Annotated in this window: 14 protein-coding genes; 7 read left to right on the top strand and 7 right to left on the bottom strand. The window is 61.5% G+C overall.

Going from position 1 to position 18,908, the window contains the following annotated elements; translation table 11 throughout:
* Positions 1–75 precede the first annotated feature (75 nt).
* Together ACQ4WY_RS23490 and ACQ4WY_RS23485 are read left to right on the top strand one after the other, a co-directional pair.
* Entirely contained in the window at positions 76–969 is an 894-nt protein-coding gene (locus ACQ4WY_RS23490) for an ABC transporter ATP-binding protein (protein ID WP_436506145.1), read from the top strand.
* A 9-nt stretch (positions 970–978) separates the two neighbouring features.
* Positions 979–4,557, top strand: coding sequence for an ABC transporter permease/M1 family aminopeptidase (locus ACQ4WY_RS23485; protein WP_436506144.1), 3,579 nt, complete (start codon positions 979–981; stop codon positions 4,555–4,557).
* 48 nt (positions 4,558–4,605) lie between these two features.
* Here the strand turns inward: ACQ4WY_RS23485 and ACQ4WY_RS23480 are convergent, their stop codons facing one another.
* The 4 genes from ACQ4WY_RS23480 to ACQ4WY_RS23465 all read right to left on the bottom strand — a co-directional run bounded on the left by ACQ4WY_RS23480 (position 4,606) and on the right by ACQ4WY_RS23465 (position 8,270).
* Positions 4,606–4,989 (bottom strand): hypothetical protein, encoded by a 384-nt coding sequence (locus tag ACQ4WY_RS23480; RefSeq protein ID WP_436506143.1) that lies wholly within the window; start codon positions 4,987–4,989, stop codon positions 4,606–4,608.
* 177 nt (positions 4,990–5,166) lie between these two features.
* A complete protein-coding gene (locus ACQ4WY_RS23475) occupies positions 5,167–6,630 on the bottom strand; it encodes a catalase (RefSeq protein ID WP_436506142.1) in 1,464 nt (487 codons plus the stop codon).
* A gap of 93 nt (positions 6,631–6,723) precedes the next feature.
* On the bottom strand, positions 6,724–7,407 hold the full coding sequence (locus tag ACQ4WY_RS23470) for a DsbA family protein (protein WP_436506141.1): 684 nt from the start codon (positions 7,405–7,407) through the stop codon (positions 6,724–6,726).
* Positions 7,401–8,270 carry an MBL fold metallo-hydrolase gene (locus ACQ4WY_RS23465; protein WP_436506140.1) on the bottom strand — a complete coding sequence of 290 codons (870 nt, stop codon included), beginning with the start codon at positions 8,268–8,270 and terminating at the stop codon, positions 7,401–7,403. Before ACQ4WY_RS23465 ends, ACQ4WY_RS23470 begins: the two co-directional genes overlap by 7 nt.
* A 281-nt stretch (positions 8,271–8,551) precedes the next feature.
* Here ACQ4WY_RS23465 and ACQ4WY_RS23460 point away from each other — a divergent pair, with 281 nt between their 5' ends.
* The 3 genes from ACQ4WY_RS23460 to ACQ4WY_RS23450 all read left to right on the top strand — a co-directional run bounded on the left by ACQ4WY_RS23460 (position 8,552) and on the right by ACQ4WY_RS23450 (position 12,249).
* Positions 8,552–10,003: an alkaline phosphatase gene (locus ACQ4WY_RS23460; RefSeq protein ID WP_436506139.1), complete on the top strand. Its 1,452-nt coding sequence runs from the start codon at positions 8,552–8,554 to the stop codon at positions 10,001–10,003.
* A gap of 29 nt (positions 10,004–10,032) precedes the next feature.
* The gene (locus ACQ4WY_RS23455) at positions 10,033–11,457 is read left to right on the top strand and encodes an alkaline phosphatase (protein WP_436506138.1); all 1,425 of its coding nucleotides are present in this window, start codon (positions 10,033–10,035) and stop codon (positions 11,455–11,457) included.
* Positions 11,458–11,532: 75 nt separating this feature from the next.
* Positions 11,533–12,249 (top strand): hypothetical protein, encoded by a 717-nt coding sequence (locus tag ACQ4WY_RS23450; RefSeq protein ID WP_436506137.1) that lies wholly within the window; start codon positions 11,533–11,535, stop codon positions 12,247–12,249.
* An 80-nt stretch (positions 12,250–12,329) separates the two neighbouring features.
* Here the strand turns inward: ACQ4WY_RS23450 and ACQ4WY_RS23445 are convergent, their stop codons facing one another.
* The 3 genes from ACQ4WY_RS23445 to dprA all read right to left on the bottom strand — a co-directional run bounded on the left by ACQ4WY_RS23445 (position 12,330) and on the right by dprA (position 16,932).
* Positions 12,330–14,996 (bottom strand): DNA topoisomerase III, encoded by a 2,667-nt coding sequence (locus ACQ4WY_RS23445; protein ID WP_436506135.1) that lies wholly within the window; start codon positions 14,994–14,996, stop codon positions 12,330–12,332.
* A 273-nt stretch (positions 14,997–15,269) separates the two neighbouring features.
* Positions 15,270–15,734: a Smg family protein gene (locus ACQ4WY_RS23440; RefSeq protein WP_353658933.1), complete on the bottom strand. Its 465-nt coding sequence runs from the start codon at positions 15,732–15,734 to the stop codon at positions 15,270–15,272.
* Between the two features lie 94 nt (positions 15,735–15,828).
* A complete protein-coding gene (gene dprA, locus ACQ4WY_RS23435; protein WP_436506134.1) occupies positions 15,829–16,932 on the bottom strand; it encodes a DNA-processing protein DprA in 1,104 nt (367 codons plus the stop codon).
* Between the two features lie 304 nt (positions 16,933–17,236).
* Here dprA and def point away from each other — a divergent pair, with 304 nt between their 5' ends.
* Complete coding sequence (def, locus tag ACQ4WY_RS23430) at positions 17,237–17,779, top strand: peptide deformylase (RefSeq protein ID WP_034784735.1); 543 nt, start codon at positions 17,237–17,239, stop codon at positions 17,777–17,779.
* A gap of 107 nt (positions 17,780–17,886) precedes the next feature.
* Positions 17,887–18,843 (top strand): methionyl-tRNA formyltransferase, encoded by a 957-nt coding sequence (gene fmt, locus ACQ4WY_RS23425; protein WP_353658936.1) that lies wholly within the window; start codon positions 17,887–17,889, stop codon positions 18,841–18,843.
* The last annotated feature ends 65 nt before the right edge of the window (positions 18,844–18,908 follow it).

The following is an 18,908-nucleotide window of genomic DNA, read 5'->3' as shown; positions in this document are numbered from 1 at the left end:
CGTCTTAAATTCAATACAATGCCAGCATAGAGTAGCCCTGTAGCATCGGGCAACAACGCATGAATTAGGAGTTGTATGGAATTGCAGATTCGCAAATTGTCGAAGACCTACGCGAATGGCGTGGTGGCGCTGGATAACGTGTCGCTGACGATACCGCCAGGGATGTTTGGCTTGCTGGGCCCGAATGGCGCCGGCAAGTCGACCCTGATGCGCACCCTGGCCACCTTGCAGGAATGCGATTCCGGCTCCATCTTCTTCGGCGACTACGACGTGCTCGACGACAAGGACGAGATCCGCCGCATGCTGGGCTACCTGCCGCAAGACTTCGGCCTGTACCCGAAAGTGACGGCCTACGAGCTGCTCGACCACTTCGCCACCTTGAAAGGCTTGTCGCAACGGGCGCGCCGGCGCGAGGTCGTCGATGGTCTGTTGCAGCAAACCAACCTGTTCGACGTGCGCCACCAGCGCCTGGGCGGTTTTTCCGGCGGCATGCGCCAGCGCTTCGGCATCGCGCAAGCCCTGCTGGGCGACCCGAAACTGATCATCGTCGACGAGCCGACGGCCGGCCTCGACCCGCAGGAGCGCGTGCGCTTTCATAATCTGCTGTCCGACATCGGCGAAGACAAGACGGTGATCCTGTCGACCCACATCGTGTCCGACGTGGCCGACCTGTGCGCCAACATGGCCATCATCAACAAGGGCCATTTGCTACTGTGCGGCAAGACCCAGGAATTGATTGACGAAGTCAGCTGCAAGATCTGGGCGCGTTTTGTCGACAAGAAGGAGCTGGCCAGCTTCCAGCAGCGCCACGCCGTCATTTCCACGCGCTTGCTGTCGGGCCGCACCTTGATCCACGTCTACAGCGACGACGACCCGGGCGATGGCTTCGAGGAAGCCATCGGCGACCTGGAAGACCTGTATTTCGCCACCATTGCCGGGCGCCACCGCGTCGCCCCGCAGTGCGACTAAGGGGCGCCCATGTTTGCCATCGCCCGCTTTGAAGCGCGACAGCGGCTCAAGCTGCTGTCCACCTGGGTGTATTTCCTCATGTTTTTGGCGCTGGCCATGCTGTGGATGGCTGCCGCCGGCGGCGTCTTCAAGGAAGCGAGCATCAGTTTCGGCGGCAAGTTCCTGATCAACGCACCACGCTCGCTGGCGTTTACCTGCAGCCTGCTGGGCTGCTTCGGCGCCGTCGTAGTGGCGGCCATGATGGGCCGCTCGGTGCAGCAGGATTTCGAATACGGCATGCAGCATTTCTTCTTCAGCGCGCCGATCAAAAAATACCAGTACGTGTTCGGCCGCTTCCTGGGCGCCTACCTGGTACTGGCGGTGGTGTTTTCCAGCATCGTCATCGGTGCCTGGCTGGGCGCCTGGCTGCCCGGCATCGATCCGGAACGGCTGGGGCCGCAACGGGCGCTGGCCTATCTGATGCCGTATGTGTTTACCCTGCTGCCCAACCTGTTCATCTTTGGCGCCATCTTCTTCGTCATCGCGGCCCTGACGCGGCGCATGCTGCCCGTGTACATCAGCTCGGTGGTCATGCTGATCGGCTACCTGGTGGCCCCGTCGCTGGCGCGCGACCTCGATTACAAGACCCTGGCTGCCCTGATCGACCCCTTCGGCACCACGGCGCTGATACGCCTGACGGAATACTGGCCGAATGCGGAGCGCAATACGCGTCTGGTGACGCTGGAGGGCGTGTACCTGCTGAACCGCGCCATCTGGTCCGGCTTCGCCCTGGTGGCCTTGCTGCTCGGCTACTGGCGCTTCCAGTTCCACGCCACGACGGACGCGGGCGCCGGCAAGCGCCGCAGCGAAGGCGACGTGCCACTGCGCCTGTCGAACGCTTCGCTGTCCACGCAGGAAACACCGGACTTCGCGCAACGCAACCTGGCCGCCCTGCTCGTCAAGATGAGCTGGCTGAACCTGCGCGAAACCATCAAGAACATCTATTTTGTCGTCATCGTGCTGGCCGGCGTGCTGACCATGTATGCGGGCGCGCTGGACATGGGCTCCATCTATGGCACGAATACCTATCCGGTGACGGAAAAAGTGCTGGAAATGGTCAACGCTTCGTTCGCCCTGTTCATGCTGATCATCACCACCTTCTACGCGGGGGAGCTGGTATGGCGCGAACGGGAAGCGGGCACCAATCTGATGCTCGACGCCCTGCCCGTGCCGAACTGGCTGCCCCTGCTGTCGAAACTGTTTGCGCTGGTCGGCCTGCAAGCCTTGCTAAGCCTGGTCATCATGCTGTGCGGCATGTCGATCCAGGTCTTCAAGGGCTATTACCGCCTCGACCCCGGCCTGTACGTGGAATCGCTGTTCCTGTCGCACCTGCCCTACTATGCGCTGGTCGCCGTGCTGGCCATCTTTTTGCAGGTACTGATCAATCACAAGTACCTGGCGTATTTCGCCATGATTCTGTACCACATCGCCAGCATCAGCTTTTCCTCGCTGGGCCTGGGCGACCCGCTGCTGCTGTACGGCAACACGCCGGACTTCGTGTATTCGGCCATGAACGGCGCCGGCCACTATGTGTTGCGCGAGCGCTGGTACTTGCTGTACTGGAGCGGCGCGGCCGTCATGCTGACGGTGCTGTCGCTGCTGTTCTGGCCCCGCGGCGCGCAGGACAGCTGGCGCATCCGCCTGCGTCTGGCGCGCCACGGCCTGACGCAAGGCGTGCTGGCCAGCTTTGCCGGCGGCGCCCTGCTCTTCCTCGGCGCTGGCGCCGTGCTGTTCTACGTCTTCCACGTGGCCAACGATTACAAGTCCGAATTTGCCCGCGATGCGGACCGCGCCAGTGTCGAACGCCAGTACCGCAAGTTTGCCGCCACGCCGCAGCCGAAAATCACCGACGTGAAACTCGACGTGGCCATCTACCCGGCGCAGCGCACCCTCGCCGTCACGGGCCGCTATGTGCTGCAAAACAAGACCAGCCTGCCGATCAGCCACATTTTTGTGCAGCAAGATCCGACCTCCACCATGCGCCTGCGTTTCGATACGCGCGTGCATCCCGGCCTCGATGACGGCAAGCTGGGCTTTTACAGCTACCGCCTGGCCGCGCCGCTGGCGCCGGGCGCCACTCTGGGCCTCGATTTCGACGTCCGCTACGCGCCGCGCGGCGTCTTCGGCCTGGGCCAGGACACGCCCGTGGTGGCCAACGGCACCTTCTTCACGAATGCCGTGCTGCCGCACATCGGCTACCAGCCGCAACAGGAATTGACGGACCCGCGTGACCGCAAGAAACACGGCTTGCCTGCGCGCGAACGGGCCTTGCCGCGCGACGATGCGCGGGGGCTGGCCGACAATTACGTCAGCAACGACGCCGACCGCATCAACTTTGACGCCACCGTCAGCACCGTCGACGGCCAGACGGCCATCGCGCCGGGCATGCTGGACAACGACTGGATCGCCAAGGGCCGCCATTACTTCCATTACACGATGGAACAGCCGATCCTGAATTTTTACGCGTTCCAGTCGGCCCGCTACGCCGTCAAGCACGAGCGCTGGCAAGACGTGGCCATCGACGTGTATTACCACCCGGGCCACGAATACAACCTCGATCGTTTCGTGCGCGGCAGCAAGGAAGCGCTCGAGTACTACACGAAGAACTTCGGCCCCTACCAGCACAAGATCCTGCGCATCGTCGAGTTCCCACGCTATGCCACGTTTGCGCAATCGTTCCCGAACACGATACCGTACTCGGAAGGCCTGGGCTTCATCGCCAAGGTGGACGACAAGAATCCGAAAGACATCGATTATCCGTTCTACGTGACGGCGCATGAAGTGGCGCACCAGTGGTGGGCGCATCAATTGGTAGGTGGCAATACGCGCGGCGCTACCGTGCTCAGCGAAACCCTGGCCGAATATTCGGCCCTGATGGTGATGAAGAAAACCGTGGGGCCGGCCAAGATGCGCCGCTTCCTGCGCTATGACTTGAATCAATACCTGATGGGGCGCAGCGAAGAACGCAAGAAGGAACTGCCGCTGGCCGAGAATGAAAACCAGGCCTACATCCACTACAACAAGGGCAGCCTGGCCATGTATTTGCTGCAAGACATCATCGGCGAAGACAAGGTCAACGGTGTGCTGCGCGAGCTGCTCAAGACCCATGGCAAGAAAGGCCCGCCGTATGCCAGCGTGACGGCCCTGATTGCCGGCTTGCGCCAGGTCACACCGCCCGAGCAGGCTTACCTGATCGACGACCTGTTCGAGAAAATCGTGCTGTTCGACAACCGCGCCCTGTCGGCCACGGCCACGAAACGCAGCGATGGCAAGTACGCCGTCACCCTCAAAGTGCAGGCGAGCAAATTGACGGCCGGCGAACAGGGAGAGGAACACGACGCGCCCCTGCACGACTGGATCGAGATCGGCGTCGATGATGCGAACGGCCATCCGCTGCTTCGCGAACGCCTGCGCATGACGGCGCGCGAAGCGAGCTATACCGTCATCGTCGGCAGCCGGCCCGGCAAGGCAGGCATCGATCCCGACAACAAGCTGATCGACCGCAAGCCGGACGACAATATGGTCACCGTCGAGCTCGAAGAACCGTGACGAAAGTGGCCGCCTGTTCAGGGCGGCCACTTTCGGTATCATTGAGCGTCAGGCTGCGGCGGAGCGCGTCACCAGGCTCAGGCTGATGCCCATTTCCGTCAGGTGCTGCATGTCGCCCAACGAGAGGTCGAGTGGCGCGCCCACCGTATCGTCGCCATTCAACTCCAGTTGCAGCTCAGCCACGATACGCGGCATGGTGAAACTGACGCCGCGCGAGCGGCATTCGGCCAGGTAGCTGCGTATGCGCGAAGGCAATACTTGCGATTTGGGCGCCTGCGCGATCAGCACTTCGAAGCCGGAATCGAGATGCACGCGATTCGCGCCCTTCGCCTCGCCCTTGCGCCATTGCCGCTCGGGATCCGTGGGCAAGACTTCGAGGATGGATTTGAGCGTGGGGTCGTCCCCATGCACCGACAGCTTCGCCATATTCATATTGCAAGACTTTCTAGTCAGGACGCCGCCAGGAAGACGGTGCGATCATCAGACCGACAAGTCTACGCATGGAAGGCAAATATGTCCACACGGCAATATTTACAATAGTTGATATCCAGCTCTAATTTGTGTTGCATCAAACAGGCGGAACAAGCTTGTTCCGCCTGCAACAGCGTATTACACGGTCGCGCCGCGTGCCTGCAGGGCGGCGCGCACGCCGGCGCCGTAGGCGGCATCGGCCCGGTCGAAGTGGCCCAGCTGACGCTGCAGGGTTTCAGGCCGCACCTGGCTCAAAGGACCGGCCAGGTTGTCGAACAGGTTCTGCTTCGCCTGTGCCGACATCAAACGGAACAGATTGCCGGCCTGCGTGTAATCGTCTTCCGCGCCGCGCCCATCGTAGCGCGCCGCGCCGCCATCAAGCGCCAGCGCCGGCTCGCCATGGCCCAGGCCTTGCGGCTGCGTGCCTGCCGCCGCCACGTTCGCGTAATTCTGTGCCGCGCCGCCATTGTTGATGGCCATGCCGCCGTCGCGCTGCTGGTTGTGGAAGGGGCAGCGGGCCGCATTCACGGGCAGATGCTGGTGGTTCGTGCCGACCCGGTACAGCTGAGCGTCGTGGTAGGCGAACAGGCGGCCTTGCAGCATCTTGTCCGGCGAATAGCCCATGCCCGGCACGGCGTTGGACGGCGAAAAAGCCGCCTGCTCGACTTCCGCGTGGTAATTGTCCGGATTGCGGTTCAGCTCGAAAATACCCACCGGCAGCAACGGGAAGTCCGCATGTGGCCACACTTTCGTCAGGTCGAACGGGTTCCAGCCCGTACGCTGCTCCCATGCATCGAGTTGCTCCTGCGTCGCCACCTGCAGCTTGACTTCCCACTGGGGGAAATCACCGCGTTCGATGGCGCCGAACAGGTCGCGCTGGGCGTAATCGGGATCGGCACCGGCCAGGCGGCCCGCTTCTGCGGCAGGCAGATTCTTGATCCCCTGGCGTGTCTTGAAATGCCATTTCACGTACACGCGCTGGCCGTCGGCGTTGATCAGGCTATACGTGTGGCTGCCGAAACCATCCATGTGGCGGTAGCCGTCCGGCGTGCCGCGGTCCGAGAACAGCATGGTGACCTGGTGCAAGCTTTCCGGGGCATGGCTCCAGAAGTCGAACATCATCTCGGCCGATTTCAGATTGCTTTGCGGATCGCGCTTTTGCGTGTGGACGAAATCGGGGAACTTGATCGGGTCCTTGATGAAGAACATCGGCGTGTTGTTGCCGACCAAATCCCAATTGCCCTCTTCCGTATAGAAACGCACGGCGAAGCCGCGTGGGTCGCGTTCCGTATCGGCACTGCCGCGTTCGCCACCGACGGTGGAAAAGCGCGCGAAGGTCGCCGTCTGCTTGCCCACTTCACTGAACAGCTTGGCCTTGGTGTAGCGCGAAATGTCGTGCGTGACGGTAAAAGTACCGTAGGCGCCCGAGCCTTTTGCATGCACGACGCGCTCAGGGATGCGCTCGCGGTTGAAATGCTGGAGTTTTTCGATCAGGTGGAAGTCTTGCAGCAGCAACGGGCCGCGGGGACCTGCGCTGATGGAATTCTGGTTGTCGGCGACGGGGATGCCCGAAGCGGTACTGAATGGCGGCTGTTGGCTCATGGCTGCTTTTCCTTCGTTGTTGACTAATGGAACTAGTGTAACGAGGTCAACAACAAAGGAAAAGATAATTGATTTTATCGAATCAATAGTTATTTACAATGAACACCCTTGTGCGTCGCATATGCCGCCCAGTTGCGCCTGTAACTTCGCCGGCTGGCCCAAAAAGCCCCCGATATCGATCACGGACAACTTGCCGCTGCCATCGTCGAGCACGAACGTGGGAAAGCCCTGTCCGCCCACCTGCGCCAGCAAGGCGCGGCTGGCGTCGATATGCTGCTGCGTGGCGGCGCGCGCCTGCTGCGCATATTCGGCCTGGAATGCCGTCCCATCCATACCCAGCTCTTGCGCCAAGGTCACCAGCACGGGCAGGTCGGCGATGCGCAAGCCGTCCACGTAATGGGCGCGCTGCACGCGCTGCAGCATGTCCAGGCCCTTGCCGGCCAATGCTTCAGCCGCCAGGATGGCCGTGATCGGCGGTTCTGAATCCATCATGGCTGTGGTGTCGTTGAGCAAGCCATTCACATAGGCGTCGCCGAAGGGCTGGCCAGACAATTGCTCGATGCGCCGGTCATGTGGCAGCACATAGCCACGCCATTCGGGCGTGATCTGGCGGCGATTGCTGCCCGTCATCATGCCGCCGCCGTGAAACGCCACCGTCAGGCCGGGCACGGCGCGCGCCGCCTCGACCAGCGGCGCGGCGCCGTAGCACCAGCCGCACAGGGGATCGAAAATGTAGTGCAGTGTAGGCTTAACAGGCTCCTGGTTGCCGCTTACCATTTCATTTCACCTTTGGCCACTTTCGCGCTCGTTTCTAAAGCGCCATCGAGGCCCAGGCTTGGGTAGTGCTGTTTCATGGCCTCGATCAGGGCGGCCGAATTGGCGGCCTTGGCCGTTTCCGCTTCGAACGTCACCAGGTAATCGCGCGTAAAACCGATGCTGTCCGGCGTCAGGCTGGAACCGACCTTGAAGTGGCCGGGCACGACGGTGACAGGTTTCAGGGCGGCGATACCGTCCAGGGTCTTGAGCCAGTCCTGGCGCGATTGCAGGCTTTGCGTATCGGCCGTCCACACGTGCAAATTGCCAAACAGCACCACGCCGCCGACGACGGCCTTGATCGAGGGAATCCACACATAGGTGCGCGCTGGCGTCGGGCCGGCGATGTCCAGCGACTGGCCTTCCAGGGCGATGCGTTTGCCCTTCAACGCTTCCGGAATGACGATGCTTTTCGGCGCATTGTCTTTCAAGATAGGGCCCCAGTAGGCGACCTTGGCATCGGCCTTGCGGCGAATTTCCGCGACCGTTTCCGGTGTGGCGACGATTTTTGCCTGCGGGAAAGCTGCCTTGATCACATCGAGGCCAAAGTAAAAATCGGGATCGCTGTGGCTGATGTAGACGGTCGTCAGCTTCTTGCCGCTGGCGCGGATCTTCTCCACCAGCTTTTGCGCTTCGGCGCGCGAAAACTGGGCATCGATCAGCACGGCGTCATGCTTGCCCGCGACCAGTACGGAAGCGACGGGGAAGATGGCCGCTTCGCCCGGGTTGAATACTTCCAGGGTCAAGGGAGCGCTGGCGGCGGCCGAGGCGGCACCGGCGGCAAACAGGGTGGAAACAAGAACGCTGCTGATAGATTTGGAGAACATGATGTGCCTTCACAAGATGATTGGGATGCATGCATCTTACGTTGCTCAATCCGGTAGAAAAACCCGTTAAAGCGCAATAGTTTGTTGCTTATTTCGATTCAATCATTGATACCATTGCACGCTGGCAATCCCGGCACAGTGTACTCTTTCAGCAAGGACGTACGCTAAAACAACATGCCAGGCGGACGCGCATCGGCGTATCCAATGTGTCACAGCGTCATGAGGGTGTCACATTGGATTGTTATCTTGCTAGCTCTTTCAAACCTAGCCGGATGAACCACATGACACGCAGAAAAATTTCCGTCGCTGGCTGCAGCGTCGCCATCACCCTGATGCTGGCCGCCTGCGGCAGCGACGCCAAAAAAGAAGAGGTAGTGGCTGAAGCGCCACCGAAAAACGTCATCTTCTTCCTCGGCGATGGCATGGGCCTGACCACCATGACGGCCGCGCGCATCTATTCGGTGGGCGAAGACGGTGCGCTGACCATGGACACCTTGCCGGAAACGGCCTTCGTCAAGACGTTCTCGAACGACGCGCAAGTGACGGACAGCGCGCCATCGATGGCCGCCTACATGACCGGCGTCAAAATGAACAATGAAGTCATCTCGATGTCTGCCAATACGGTCGCCATCGATCCGGGCGTGGATGCGAACGGCAACAAGCTGGTCAACAAATGCGGCACCGGCAACGGCTCGCCCGCCACTACCTTGCTGGAACTGGCCAAGGCCAAGGGCTTTGCCGCCGGCGTCGTCAGCACGGCGCGCGTGACGCACGCCACGCCGGCCGCAACCTACTCGCACATCTGCCACCGCGACCTGGAAAACGATATCGCCGCAGCCCTGGTGCCAGGCGGCACGGGCTACAACAGCGCGCTGGGCACCACCGGCCTGGAAGTAGTCCTGGGTGGCGGCGCACAATTCTTTACGCCATTCAAAAGCGGCGGCAAGCGTTCCGACGACCGCGACCTGGTGGCCGAATTGAAAGCGAAGAGCTACACGGTCGCCAACAACGCCACCGACTTCAAGGCCGTCGATGCGGCCAAGACGGACCGTTTGTTCGGCGTGTTCACTTCCAGCCACATGAGCTACGACCTGGACCGCGATGCAGCCAAGGAGCCGAGCCTGGCGGAAATGACCACCAAGGCCATGGACGTCCTGGCCAAGAACAAGAAGGGTTATTTCCTGATGGTCGAAGGCGGCCGCATCGACCATGCGCTGCACGAGACCACGGCCAAGAAAGCGCTGCAAGACACCGTCGCGTTCGACAACGCCATCAAGGCCGCCATCGAGAAAGCCAAGCTCACCGATCCGACCCTGGCCAATACCCTGATCGTCGTCACGGCCGACCATGACCACACGCTAGTGCTGAACGGCTACGCCAAGCGCACAGGCAAGACGGCTGCCGGCAATCCTGGCGTGCTGGGCGTGGTGAAGAACTACGTGACCGGCGCGGTCGAGAAAGACCTGGACGGCGCACCGTATTCGATCATCGGCTTCGGCAATGGCGAAAACCGCACGCAATCGAGCCGCGCCGCCATGGCCAGCCTCGATGAAACCGTCACCAGCGCCAATACTTACCACCAGGAAGCCGTGATACGCACCGCGGCAGGCAATGAAACCCACGGCGGCACCGACGTCTTCCTGGGCGCCATCGGCAAGGGTTCGGAAACCTTCCTCGGCACCATCGACAACACCAAAGTATTCGGCCTGGTCAAGACCGCCGGCGGTCTGTAATCCCCAAGAGACAAGAATTGGACAAGCACATGAAACTTGCATCGAAACCCGCCGCACTGAAATCGGCCCTGAAACTCTCCTTGCTGACCACGCTCGTGGCCGCCAGCGTTGCCAGCGCCTATGCCGCCGACGCCAAGAACGTCATCTTCTTCCTCGGCGACGGCATGGGCCCGTCCGTCGTGACGGCGTCGCGCATCTACAAATACGGCGAAGACGGCAGCCTGACGATGGACACGCTGGAGCGCACGGCGCGCATCAAGACCTTCTCGAACGATGCGCAAACGACGGACAGCGCGCCATCGATGGCTGCCTACATGACCGGCGTCAAGATGAACAATGAAGTCATCTCGATGGCGCAGGACACGATCGCCAAGGAACCCGGCCGCGACGCCAACGGCAATCTGGGCGTGGACAACTGCCCGGCCGGTGGCAAGAGCGCGCCGACCATCCTGGAACTGGCAAAAGCCAAGGGCAAGGCCGTGGGCGCCATCACCACCACGGAATTGACGCACGCCACGCCAGCGACGACCTTCTCGCACATCTGCAACCGCAATGCACAATACGCGATCGCCGCGCAAACGGCGCCAGGCGGCGCGGGCTACAACACAGCCCTCGGCGACGGCGTCGACGTACTGATGGGTGGCGGCCGCAACCACTTCACCCCATGGTCGGCAAGCAACAAGTATGGCCGCGCCGATGGCCGCAACCTGCTGACGGAATTTGCCGCCAAGGGTTACACCGTGGCCGCGACGAAAGCGGAAATGGCGGCAGCGCCGAGTGGCAAGAAATTCATCGGCCTGTACAGCACCCGCAGCCACCTGGAATATGAACTGGACCGTACAGCCACGCCGCCACTGGGCGAGGGCGCGACCCAGCCAAGCCTGTCGGAAATGACGCTGAAAGCCATCGACTTGCTGTCGAAAAACGCCAACGGCTACTTCCTGATGGTCGAAGGCGGCCGCATCGACCACGCCCTGCACGGCATCAACGCCAAGCGCGCGCTGAGCGATACCATCGCCTTCGACGACGCCATCAAGGCGGCTATCGCCAAGATCAAGGAAACAGATCCTAAGCTGGAAAATACCCTGATCGTCGTCACGGCCGACCATGACCACACCCTGGCCTTCAACGGATATGGCAAGCGCGGCAACAATATCCTCGACATCAACCGCGGCTACAAGGATAACCAACCGAGCAAGGATGCCGATGGCAATACCTACACCACCCTGGTGTTCGGCAACGGTCCGAACCGCCCTGCCCTGCGCAGCAACGTCGACAGCGCCACGGCCCTGAAAGACAACTACCTGCAAGAAACAGGCGTACGTCTGGCCAGCGAAACCCACGGCGGCGGCGACGTCAAGCTGCTGGCCACGGGCGCCGGTGCCAAGACCTTCAAGGGCACCCTGGACAACACCAAGGTGTTTGACTTGCTGAAGGCGGCTTTCGGCTTCTGATCCACATCAACACGGTAACCCACCGGGGCGGATGGCAGCGTTGCCTTCCGCCCCTCTGCACGTAAAGGCAACACCATGAAATCGTCCCTGATCGCCGTCCTCCTCGCCGCCGGCTTTGCCGCCAGCGCCCAGGCCGCTCCTTCCGCCCCTGTCGACCTGGACCTGGGCATTACCTATTACAGCCGCGTGCTGACGCCGGAAGGCGTGACGCGCGAGAGCCGCTACGAAGAAAAGATGCTGCGCCGCCCCGGCCACGTGTGGGTCGAGCGCGTGCTGGCGCCATCGACGGACGCGCATGCGGGTCACAAGCATGGCGAAAACACCAAGGTGGCGCTGAAGGCCACGCAGCATGAACACAAGCACTTCAATCCCGTGCTGATTCCCCGCCACGTGATGCTGGAAAAGAACACCGTGCGCGTGGAATACATCGATGCGCATGACAAGGTGGTGGTGGCGATACCGAAAGCGGAATACGAAAACGTCAATTTCGACGGCTCTTGGGAAAACAGTTTTTATCTGCTGGACCCGAAACTGGTGGCCGCCATGCCGCTGTCGAAACAGGCATCGAACGTGACGGGCGCGCGCTGGCGCGAAGTGGAAAAGAATGGCGTGTTCCAGCGCATCCTGTGGGATGAGCAAAAGCAGATTCCCCTGATCATCGAGAGCGGCGACCGCGCGAATACCTTCTATCGCCGGGTCGACGTCAAGCTGCAGCCCACCGTCAGCAAGGCGCAGCCGTGGGCCAACTTGCAGAACTACGCGCAGCGCGAGTATTCCGACTACCTGGATTAAGCGTCAAGCTAGCACCAGGCAACATCGGGACGTAAAAAAAGCCAGGGAAAATCCCTGGCTTTTTTTTGACTGGCGCCGGATTACTCCGCCGCTGCCGCTTTCTTTGCCGGCGCCTTCTTGGCGGCCGGCTTTTTCACGGCCGCCGCTTTCTTGGCCGGCGCCTTTTTGACGGCTGCCGCTTTCTTGACGGCCGTTTTCTTCGCTGGCGCCACGCCTTCTTCGCCTTCGACCTCGGTCGCTGCCGCTTTGGTCTTGGCGCCCGGCTTGGCCTTGCGTTCTTCAAACTCGAAGCTCACCTTGCCATCCTTGCCGCGCACGAGGAAGGCCTTGAACGGACGGCGGGTACGCTGGGAAACAAAGCCCGGCAGCAGATCCGTCTTGCCATCGTTGAGCAGTTTCGCCATTTGTTCCGGCAGGATTTCCTGCTGCAAGATGATGCGGCCGCTGCGGAAGTCGCATGTCTTCGGCTTGGCCATGCTGTGTTCGCACACATAGGCCAGGCCCATTTCATACACGCCGGCGTTGCACTTGGGGCAAGGTCCCACAGGCGTCTGGCCCGTGAAATCGACGCCTTCGCCATCTTCGCTCTCGTCGTTCTGGCCGAAATCGAATTCCAGCTTGAAGTTCTTGATCTCTTCATCGCGCACGATGCGCAGGATGGCGGCGAACGGACGACCCATCTTCGAACGGAAGCCTTGCAGCGGGCCGATGGTGCGGTCCTTCAGCAATTGCTCCACTTCGGCGATTTCGAACTGGCGCGAACCCGGTGTCTTGCTCATCGAGAATTCGCACTTGGTGCAGGCGAAACGACGGTAGTTTTCCTTCACCACGCCGCTGCAATTCGGGCACGGCGTTTCCAAGGTGGCGTAATCGCCGGGGATCGTGTCGTTGTCGTATTCCTTGGCGCGCTTGACGATGATTTGCGTCATCTGGGCGATTTCACGCATGAATTCTTCGCGCGAAATCTTGCCTTTTTCCATCTGCGACAGCTTGTATTCCCACTCGCCCGTCAGCTCCGGCGCCGTCAATTCATTGACGCCCAGGCCTTTGAGCAAAGTCATCAGCTGCGACGCCTTGGCCGTTGGAATCAGTTCGCGGCCTTCGCGGATCAGGTAGCGTTCCGTCAGCAAGCCCTCGATGGTGGCGGCGCGCGTCGCTGGCGTGCCCAGACCCTTGCCGGCCATCGCATCGCGCAGTTCGTCGTCGTCGATCAGCTTGCCAGCGCCTTCCATGGCCGACAGCAAGGTTGCCTCCGTGAAGCGCGCAGGCGGCTTGGTGACCAGGCCGTTGGCGTTGACGCTTTCCGTCTGTACTTTCTCTCCCTTGGCGACTGGCACCAGGTTGCCGTTGCCATTGCTTTCCTTGTCGGCGTCCGTCGACGCTTCCTTGCCGTAGATGGCCAGCCAGCCCGGATTGGTCATGACCTTGCCTTCAGTCTTGAACTGATGGCCGGACACTTCCGTGTAGCGCGTGGTGACCTGGAATTCCGCAGGCGGGAAGAACACAGCCATGAAACGGCGCGTGACCAGGTCATACAATTTTTGTTCCGGCTCGGACAAATTCTTTGGCGCGATCGTCGTCGGGATGATCGCGAAGTGATCCGAGATCTTGGTGTTGTCGAAGATGCGCTTGTTCGGCTTGACCCAGCCCTTGTCGATGATTTGCTTGGCGAACTGGTGGTAGTTGCTGTTTTCCTTGACCGTTTCCAGCGCCTGCAGCACGGTCGGCATGTAGTCTTCCGGCAGGTGGCGCGAATCGGTACGCGGATACGTCAGCACCTTGTGCTTTTCATACAGCGCCTGGGCCAAGCCCAGGGTGTTCTTGGCCGAGAAACCGAAACGCGAGTTTGCTTCGCGCTGCAAGCTGGTCAGGTCGAACAGGCCCGGCGCCATCGAGGTGGTCGGTTTCGATTCTTCCGTGACGATGCCTTGGCGGCCGCGGCAGGCGGTGGCGATCGAGTCGGCAGCCGTCTTGCTCCACAGGCGCTCGGCGCGCTTCTCAGGGTCGTTCTCGTCCTTCTTGAACTTCGTGTCGAGCCAGCGGCCTTCATAGATGCCGGCCGCACAGACGAATTCGGCGCGCACTTCCCAGAAGTCGCGCGGCACGAATTTCTTGATCTTGTCTTCGCGTTCGACCACGATGGACAGGGTTGGCGTCTGCACGCGGCCCACGGTGGTCAGGTAGAAGCCGCCTTCTTTCGAATTAAACGCCGTCATGGCGCGCGTGCCATTGATACCGATCAACCAATCGGCTTCCGAACGGCAGCGGGCCGCGTCCGCCAGCGGCAGCATTTCTTCGTCGCTGCGCAGGTGCGAGAAACCGTCGCGGATGGCGCCCGGCGTCATCGACTGCAGCCACAGGCGCTTGACCGGTTGCTTGGCTTTCGCATTTTGCGCGATCAGGCGGAAAATCAGCTCGCCTTCGCGCCCCGCATCGCATGCGTTGATGAGGGTGGTCACGTCTTTACGCTTGATCAGCTTGTTTAATACTTTGAGGCGCGCTTCCGTCTTGGCGATCGGGTTCAGCGCGAAATACGGTGGAATCATCGGCAAGTGCGCGAAACTCCATTTGCCGCGCTTCACGTCGAATTCTTCCGGTACGGCGATCTCCAGCAAGTGGCCGACCGCCGACGACAGGACGTATTCATCCGATTCAAAGTACTCATCGTGCTTGGTGAAGCCGCCAAGCGTCTTCGCGATATCGTTCGCGACAGAAGGCTTCTCGGCGATGATGAGGGTTTTTGTCATATTTTTTAGTCTCGAAAAATGCTCTAGGATAGTTTCAGCATGCGCATCATACAGTGCATTGCCAGGCGTCGACGCTTTTGTCTGCGCAAGGCCTTGTGACTTGTGGTCTTGTCAAGCGGCCAATGATAAGCGCCTATTGAAGAATTCGGCAAGTTATCTGCAAGCAAGAATGCGCAGGCGCAAACACAATGGGCTGGCGGGCGTGGTGCCGCAGCATATAGTAAGGGAGATGGCGCGGCAGCGGCGCCAGGTGCGGCCAGGGGCGTTTATAGACTAGTGCAACAGGCGCGGCGGGAGATCTTCGTCGTCAACGAACAGGTCGTCAAACATCAGGGCGTCCGGTTCCTTGCCCTGGCTCCACAGCAGCATCAGCACGATGACTTTCAGCTTGCCCAGCGAGACAGGCGCCTCGTCGAGCGCCAGCGCCCGTTCGATGACGATTTCGCGCTGCAGCGGCGAGAGCACCTTGGCGCTTTCCAGGAACTGGATGAAGCCAATGGCGGCCGTGCCCAGCACGTCGCCTTCCTGCTGCACATAGAAACGCGTACCCGTGGAACTGGCCGTCAGGGTTTGCTCGACACCGGCCATGGCGTTCAAGTCCGTCAGCCAGACGAGCGCCTCGGAAATCTCCACGTCGTCGAAACCGACGGCCGACAGTTTGCGCGCCAGGACCGCCGGCTCGGGGCAGGCGTCGGGGCGATAGTAAGTCTCGTAGAGGTACACCAGGATATCGAACATGGCTCTACTCTATCAGCTAAGTTCGCTGCGACACAAGGGTGCGCACGGACAAAGCGCCCCCGTGCGGCAAGGCCGCCACACAAGTGACAAGCTGTCATTTACAGCGTTGAAACAGTCCTCCCGGCAAGCGTTCGACCCTGCCTGCCAGCTCCAGCGCCAGCAATTCCCCCATCAGCGCGCCCATGGCCATACCGCTGCGCGCGGCCAGGGTATCAGCATCGAGGGGATCGTGGCCCAGCGCGGCCAGCAGCGGCATCTCGTCTTCCACCGCTGGCGGCGCCGTGGGGACGCCGCCCAGCCACTGCAGCTCTTGCAGCACGTCATCGGCCGACTCGACCAGCTTGGCGCCCTGCTTGATGAGCGCATGGCAGCCCTTGGCCAGGGTGGCATGGATGGAGCCAGGCAAGGCATACACATCGCGCCCCTGCTCGCCGGCCAGGCGCGCCGTGATCAGGGAGCCCGATTGCGCGGCCGCCTCGATCACCAGCACGCCGCGCGCCAAGCCGCTGATCAGGCGATTGCGGCGCGGAAAGTTAGCTGGCATGGCCGGCAAGCCCAGCGCATACTCGCTGACGATGCAGCCCTGTTCAGCGATTCTTTGCGCCAGATCAAGGTTACGTCGTGGATACACCAAATCGGCGCCCGTGCCGATCACGGCCACGGTGGCGCCCGCGCCGCGCAAGCCGCCCTCGTGCGCGTGCGTATCGATGCCCAGCGCCAGCCCGGAAATGATGCTCAAGCCTGCCGCGCTGAGGGCCTGTGCAAAGGCGGCCGCATTCTGCATGCCTTGCGTGCTGGCATTGCGGCTGCCGATGATGGCCACGCCGGGACGCGACAGCAGTTCCGCCCGCCCCCGTATATATAACAACAGCGGCGGATCGGCGATTTCCAGCAGCAGGGGCGGATATCCGGCATCGGCCAGGGTCAGCACGGCATTGCCGGGCCGCTGCAGCCACTGCAAGGTGAGTTCCAGCTGGCTGTTGGCCACTGGCTTGGGCGGCTGCACGATGGCGCGCGCCACGCTGGCCGGCACCACTTCGCGCAAGGCCTCGAATGGAGCGGCGAAGACCTGGGGCGGCAAGCCGAAGCGGGCCAGCAAGGCGCGCGCCGCTACCGGCCCCACGCCGGGCAGATGCTGCAGGCGCAGCCAGCCCGCCAATTCCATGGCCGCGTCTGCCGTCGTTGCATGTGCATGCATGACAACCTCACTGTGTACTGTGCCATCCCATGCTAGCGCCATGGCGCGCACGCGATACCGACGCGCGCAAGGATGCGTGCGATGGCGCTGCAAAACGGCCCGCCGCCCACAGGGCCATGGGCGTCTGTGATAAAATTTCCCTTTGCAGCAAACGAATAGCGCACTGGCAAACGCATCTGCCGCGCCGTTGTGCCATACGCGCCCAACCGTAGCGTACTCAAATAAAATAGCCCTGCCATCGTTCGCATGGCCCAGGCATGAATAATCCGGCGCACCGGCGCCCACCTTAACCAGTCGAATCCGTATGTCCATATTAAATATCCTGCGTTACCCCGATCCTCGCCTGCACACGATCGCCAAGCCCGTCACCGAATTTGACGCGCGCCTGCAAACCCTGATCGACGACATGGCCGAAACCATGTACGACGCCCCGGGCGTCGGCCTGGCCGCGTCGCAAGTGGACGAGCATATCCAGATGATGGTGATCGACATCACCGAAGAAAAAAACCAGCTGCAAGTGTTCATCAACCCGGAAATCACCTGGGCCAGCGAAGAAAAGCAGGTCTACGACGAAGGCTGTTTGTCCGTGCCTGGCGTCTACGATGGCGTCGAGCGTCCGGCCCGCATCAAGGTGCGCGCCCTGGACCGTCATGGCAAGCAGTTCGAACTGGAAGCCGATGGCTTGCTGGCCGTCTGCATCCAGCATGAGATGGATCATCTGCTGGGCAAGGTATTCGTCGAATACCTGTCGCCGCTCAAGCGCAACCGCATCAAGACCAAGATGATCAAGGAAATCCGTGGTCTCGAGCGCGAAGCGAGCCTGCGCGCACAGAATCGCCGCTTTTAAGCTGCTTTTGCAGTACTGCTGATAGACTAAGCGCCAACAGTAGTCGTCACACCACGCCAGCCTGGCGCCTCCGGCGCAGGCCTGCGCACCTCACGTCAAGGAACCATATGAAAGTGATCTTCGCAGGCACGCCTGAGTTTGCCGCCACGGCCCTGAAAGACTTGCACGAAGCGGGCTTTGAGATTCCGCTGGTGCTGACCCAGCCCGACCGCCCTGCCGGACGCGGCATGCAATTGCACGCCTCGGCCGTCAAGCAGTATGCGCAGCAGCATGGCATCGACGTGCTGCAACCGCTGTCCTTGCGCATGGACAGCAAGGACCCGCAGCGCGCCGCCGAGGCAAAGGCGGCCCACGAGCGCCTGCTGGCCACGGATTACGACGTGATGGTGGTGGCGGCCTACGGCTTGATCTTGCCGCGCAGCACGCTAGACATCAAACCCTGCATCAATATCCACGGTTCATTGCTGCCGCGCTGGCGCGGTGCGGCACCTATTCACCGCGCCATCGAGGCCGGCGACGATGAAACGGGCGTGACCATCATGCAGATGGAAGAAGGTCTCGATACGGGCCCCATGCTGGCCATCGAGCGCACGCCCATCGAAGCGGGCGACTCCACCGCCACCCTGCACGACAAGCTGGCCACCCTGGGCGGCAAGATGATCGTCGAGACTCTGCGCAAGATGCAGCAGCAAGCGCTCGAAGCCGTGCCGCAGCCGGAAGCGGGCGTGACCTACGCGGCAAAGATCGCCAAGGATGAGGCGGCGCTCGATTTCAGCCAGCCTGCGCTGGAACTGGGCCTGAAAATCCGCGCCTTCAATCCGTTTCCCGGCGCCTGCGGCCAGGTCGATGGCACCACCATCAAGATCTGGGCCGCCGACGTGATCGAAGCGGACAGCAAGGAAGCGCCGGGCCAGGTGCTGGCGGCCGACGCCCAGCACGGCATCGTCGTGGCCTGCGGCAATGGTTCCCTGCGTCTGACGGAACTACAAAAACCGGGCGGCAAGCGCCTGCCTGCGGCCGAGTTCATCAAGGGCTTCCCCCTCGAAGGCAAGCGTTTCGCCTAAGCTCACTGGATCGCAGCGCGCCGTCATCTCGACGGCCATAAAAAAAGGGCTTGCCGCGGCAAGCC

The organism is Janthinobacterium salmonicoloratum (assembly GCF_051380845.1).
Lineage (GTDB): Bacteria > Pseudomonadota > Gammaproteobacteria > Burkholderiales > Burkholderiaceae_D > Janthinobacterium > Janthinobacterium lividum_F.
Note: the sequence above shows the minus strand (reverse complement) of the source record. Positions and strands in the feature narration are given on the sequence as shown.

What these genes read in the sequence shown, in the direction of transcription:
- ACQ4WY_RS23490 (WP_436506145.1), top strand. Translation starts at nt 76, where the DNA reads ATGGAATTGCAGATTCGCAAATTGTCGAAGACCTACGCGAATGGCGTG.
- ACQ4WY_RS23485 (WP_436506144.1), top strand. Translation starts at nt 979, where the DNA reads ATGTTTGCCATCGCCCGCTTTGAAGCGCGACAGCGGCTCAAGCTGCTG.
- ACQ4WY_RS23480 (WP_436506143.1), bottom strand. Translation starts at nt 4,989, where the DNA reads ATGAATATGGCGAAGCTGTCGGTGCATGGGGACGACCCCACGCTCAAA.
- ACQ4WY_RS23475 (WP_436506142.1), bottom strand. Translation starts at nt 6,630, where the DNA reads ATGAGCCAACAGCCGCCATTCAGTACCGCTTCGGGCATCCCCGTCGCC.
- ACQ4WY_RS23470 (WP_436506141.1), bottom strand. Translation starts at nt 7,407, where the DNA reads ATGGTAAGCGGCAACCAGGAGCCTGTTAAGCCTACACTGCACTACATT.
- ACQ4WY_RS23465 (WP_436506140.1), bottom strand. Translation starts at nt 8,270, where the DNA reads ATGTTCTCCAAATCTATCAGCAGCGTTCTTGTTTCCACCCTGTTTGCC.
- ACQ4WY_RS23460 (WP_436506139.1), top strand. Translation starts at nt 8,552, where the DNA reads ATGACACGCAGAAAAATTTCCGTCGCTGGCTGCAGCGTCGCCATCACC.
- ACQ4WY_RS23455 (WP_436506138.1), top strand. Translation starts at nt 10,033, where the DNA reads ATGAAACTTGCATCGAAACCCGCCGCACTGAAATCGGCCCTGAAACTC.
- ACQ4WY_RS23450 (WP_436506137.1), top strand. Translation starts at nt 11,533, where the DNA reads ATGAAATCGTCCCTGATCGCCGTCCTCCTCGCCGCCGGCTTTGCCGCC.
- ACQ4WY_RS23445 (WP_436506135.1), bottom strand. Translation starts at nt 14,996, where the DNA reads ATGACAAAAACCCTCATCATCGCCGAGAAGCCTTCTGTCGCGAACGAT.
- ACQ4WY_RS23440 (WP_353658933.1), bottom strand. Translation starts at nt 15,734, where the DNA reads ATGTTCGATATCCTGGTGTACCTCTACGAGACTTACTATCGCCCCGAC.
- dprA (WP_436506134.1), bottom strand. Translation starts at nt 16,932, where the DNA reads ATGCATGCACATGCAACGACGGCAGACGCGGCCATGGAATTGGCGGGC.
- def (WP_034784735.1), top strand. Translation starts at nt 17,237, where the DNA reads ATGTCCATATTAAATATCCTGCGTTACCCCGATCCTCGCCTGCACACG.
- fmt (WP_353658936.1), top strand. Translation starts at nt 17,887, where the DNA reads ATGAAAGTGATCTTCGCAGGCACGCCTGAGTTTGCCGCCACGGCCCTG.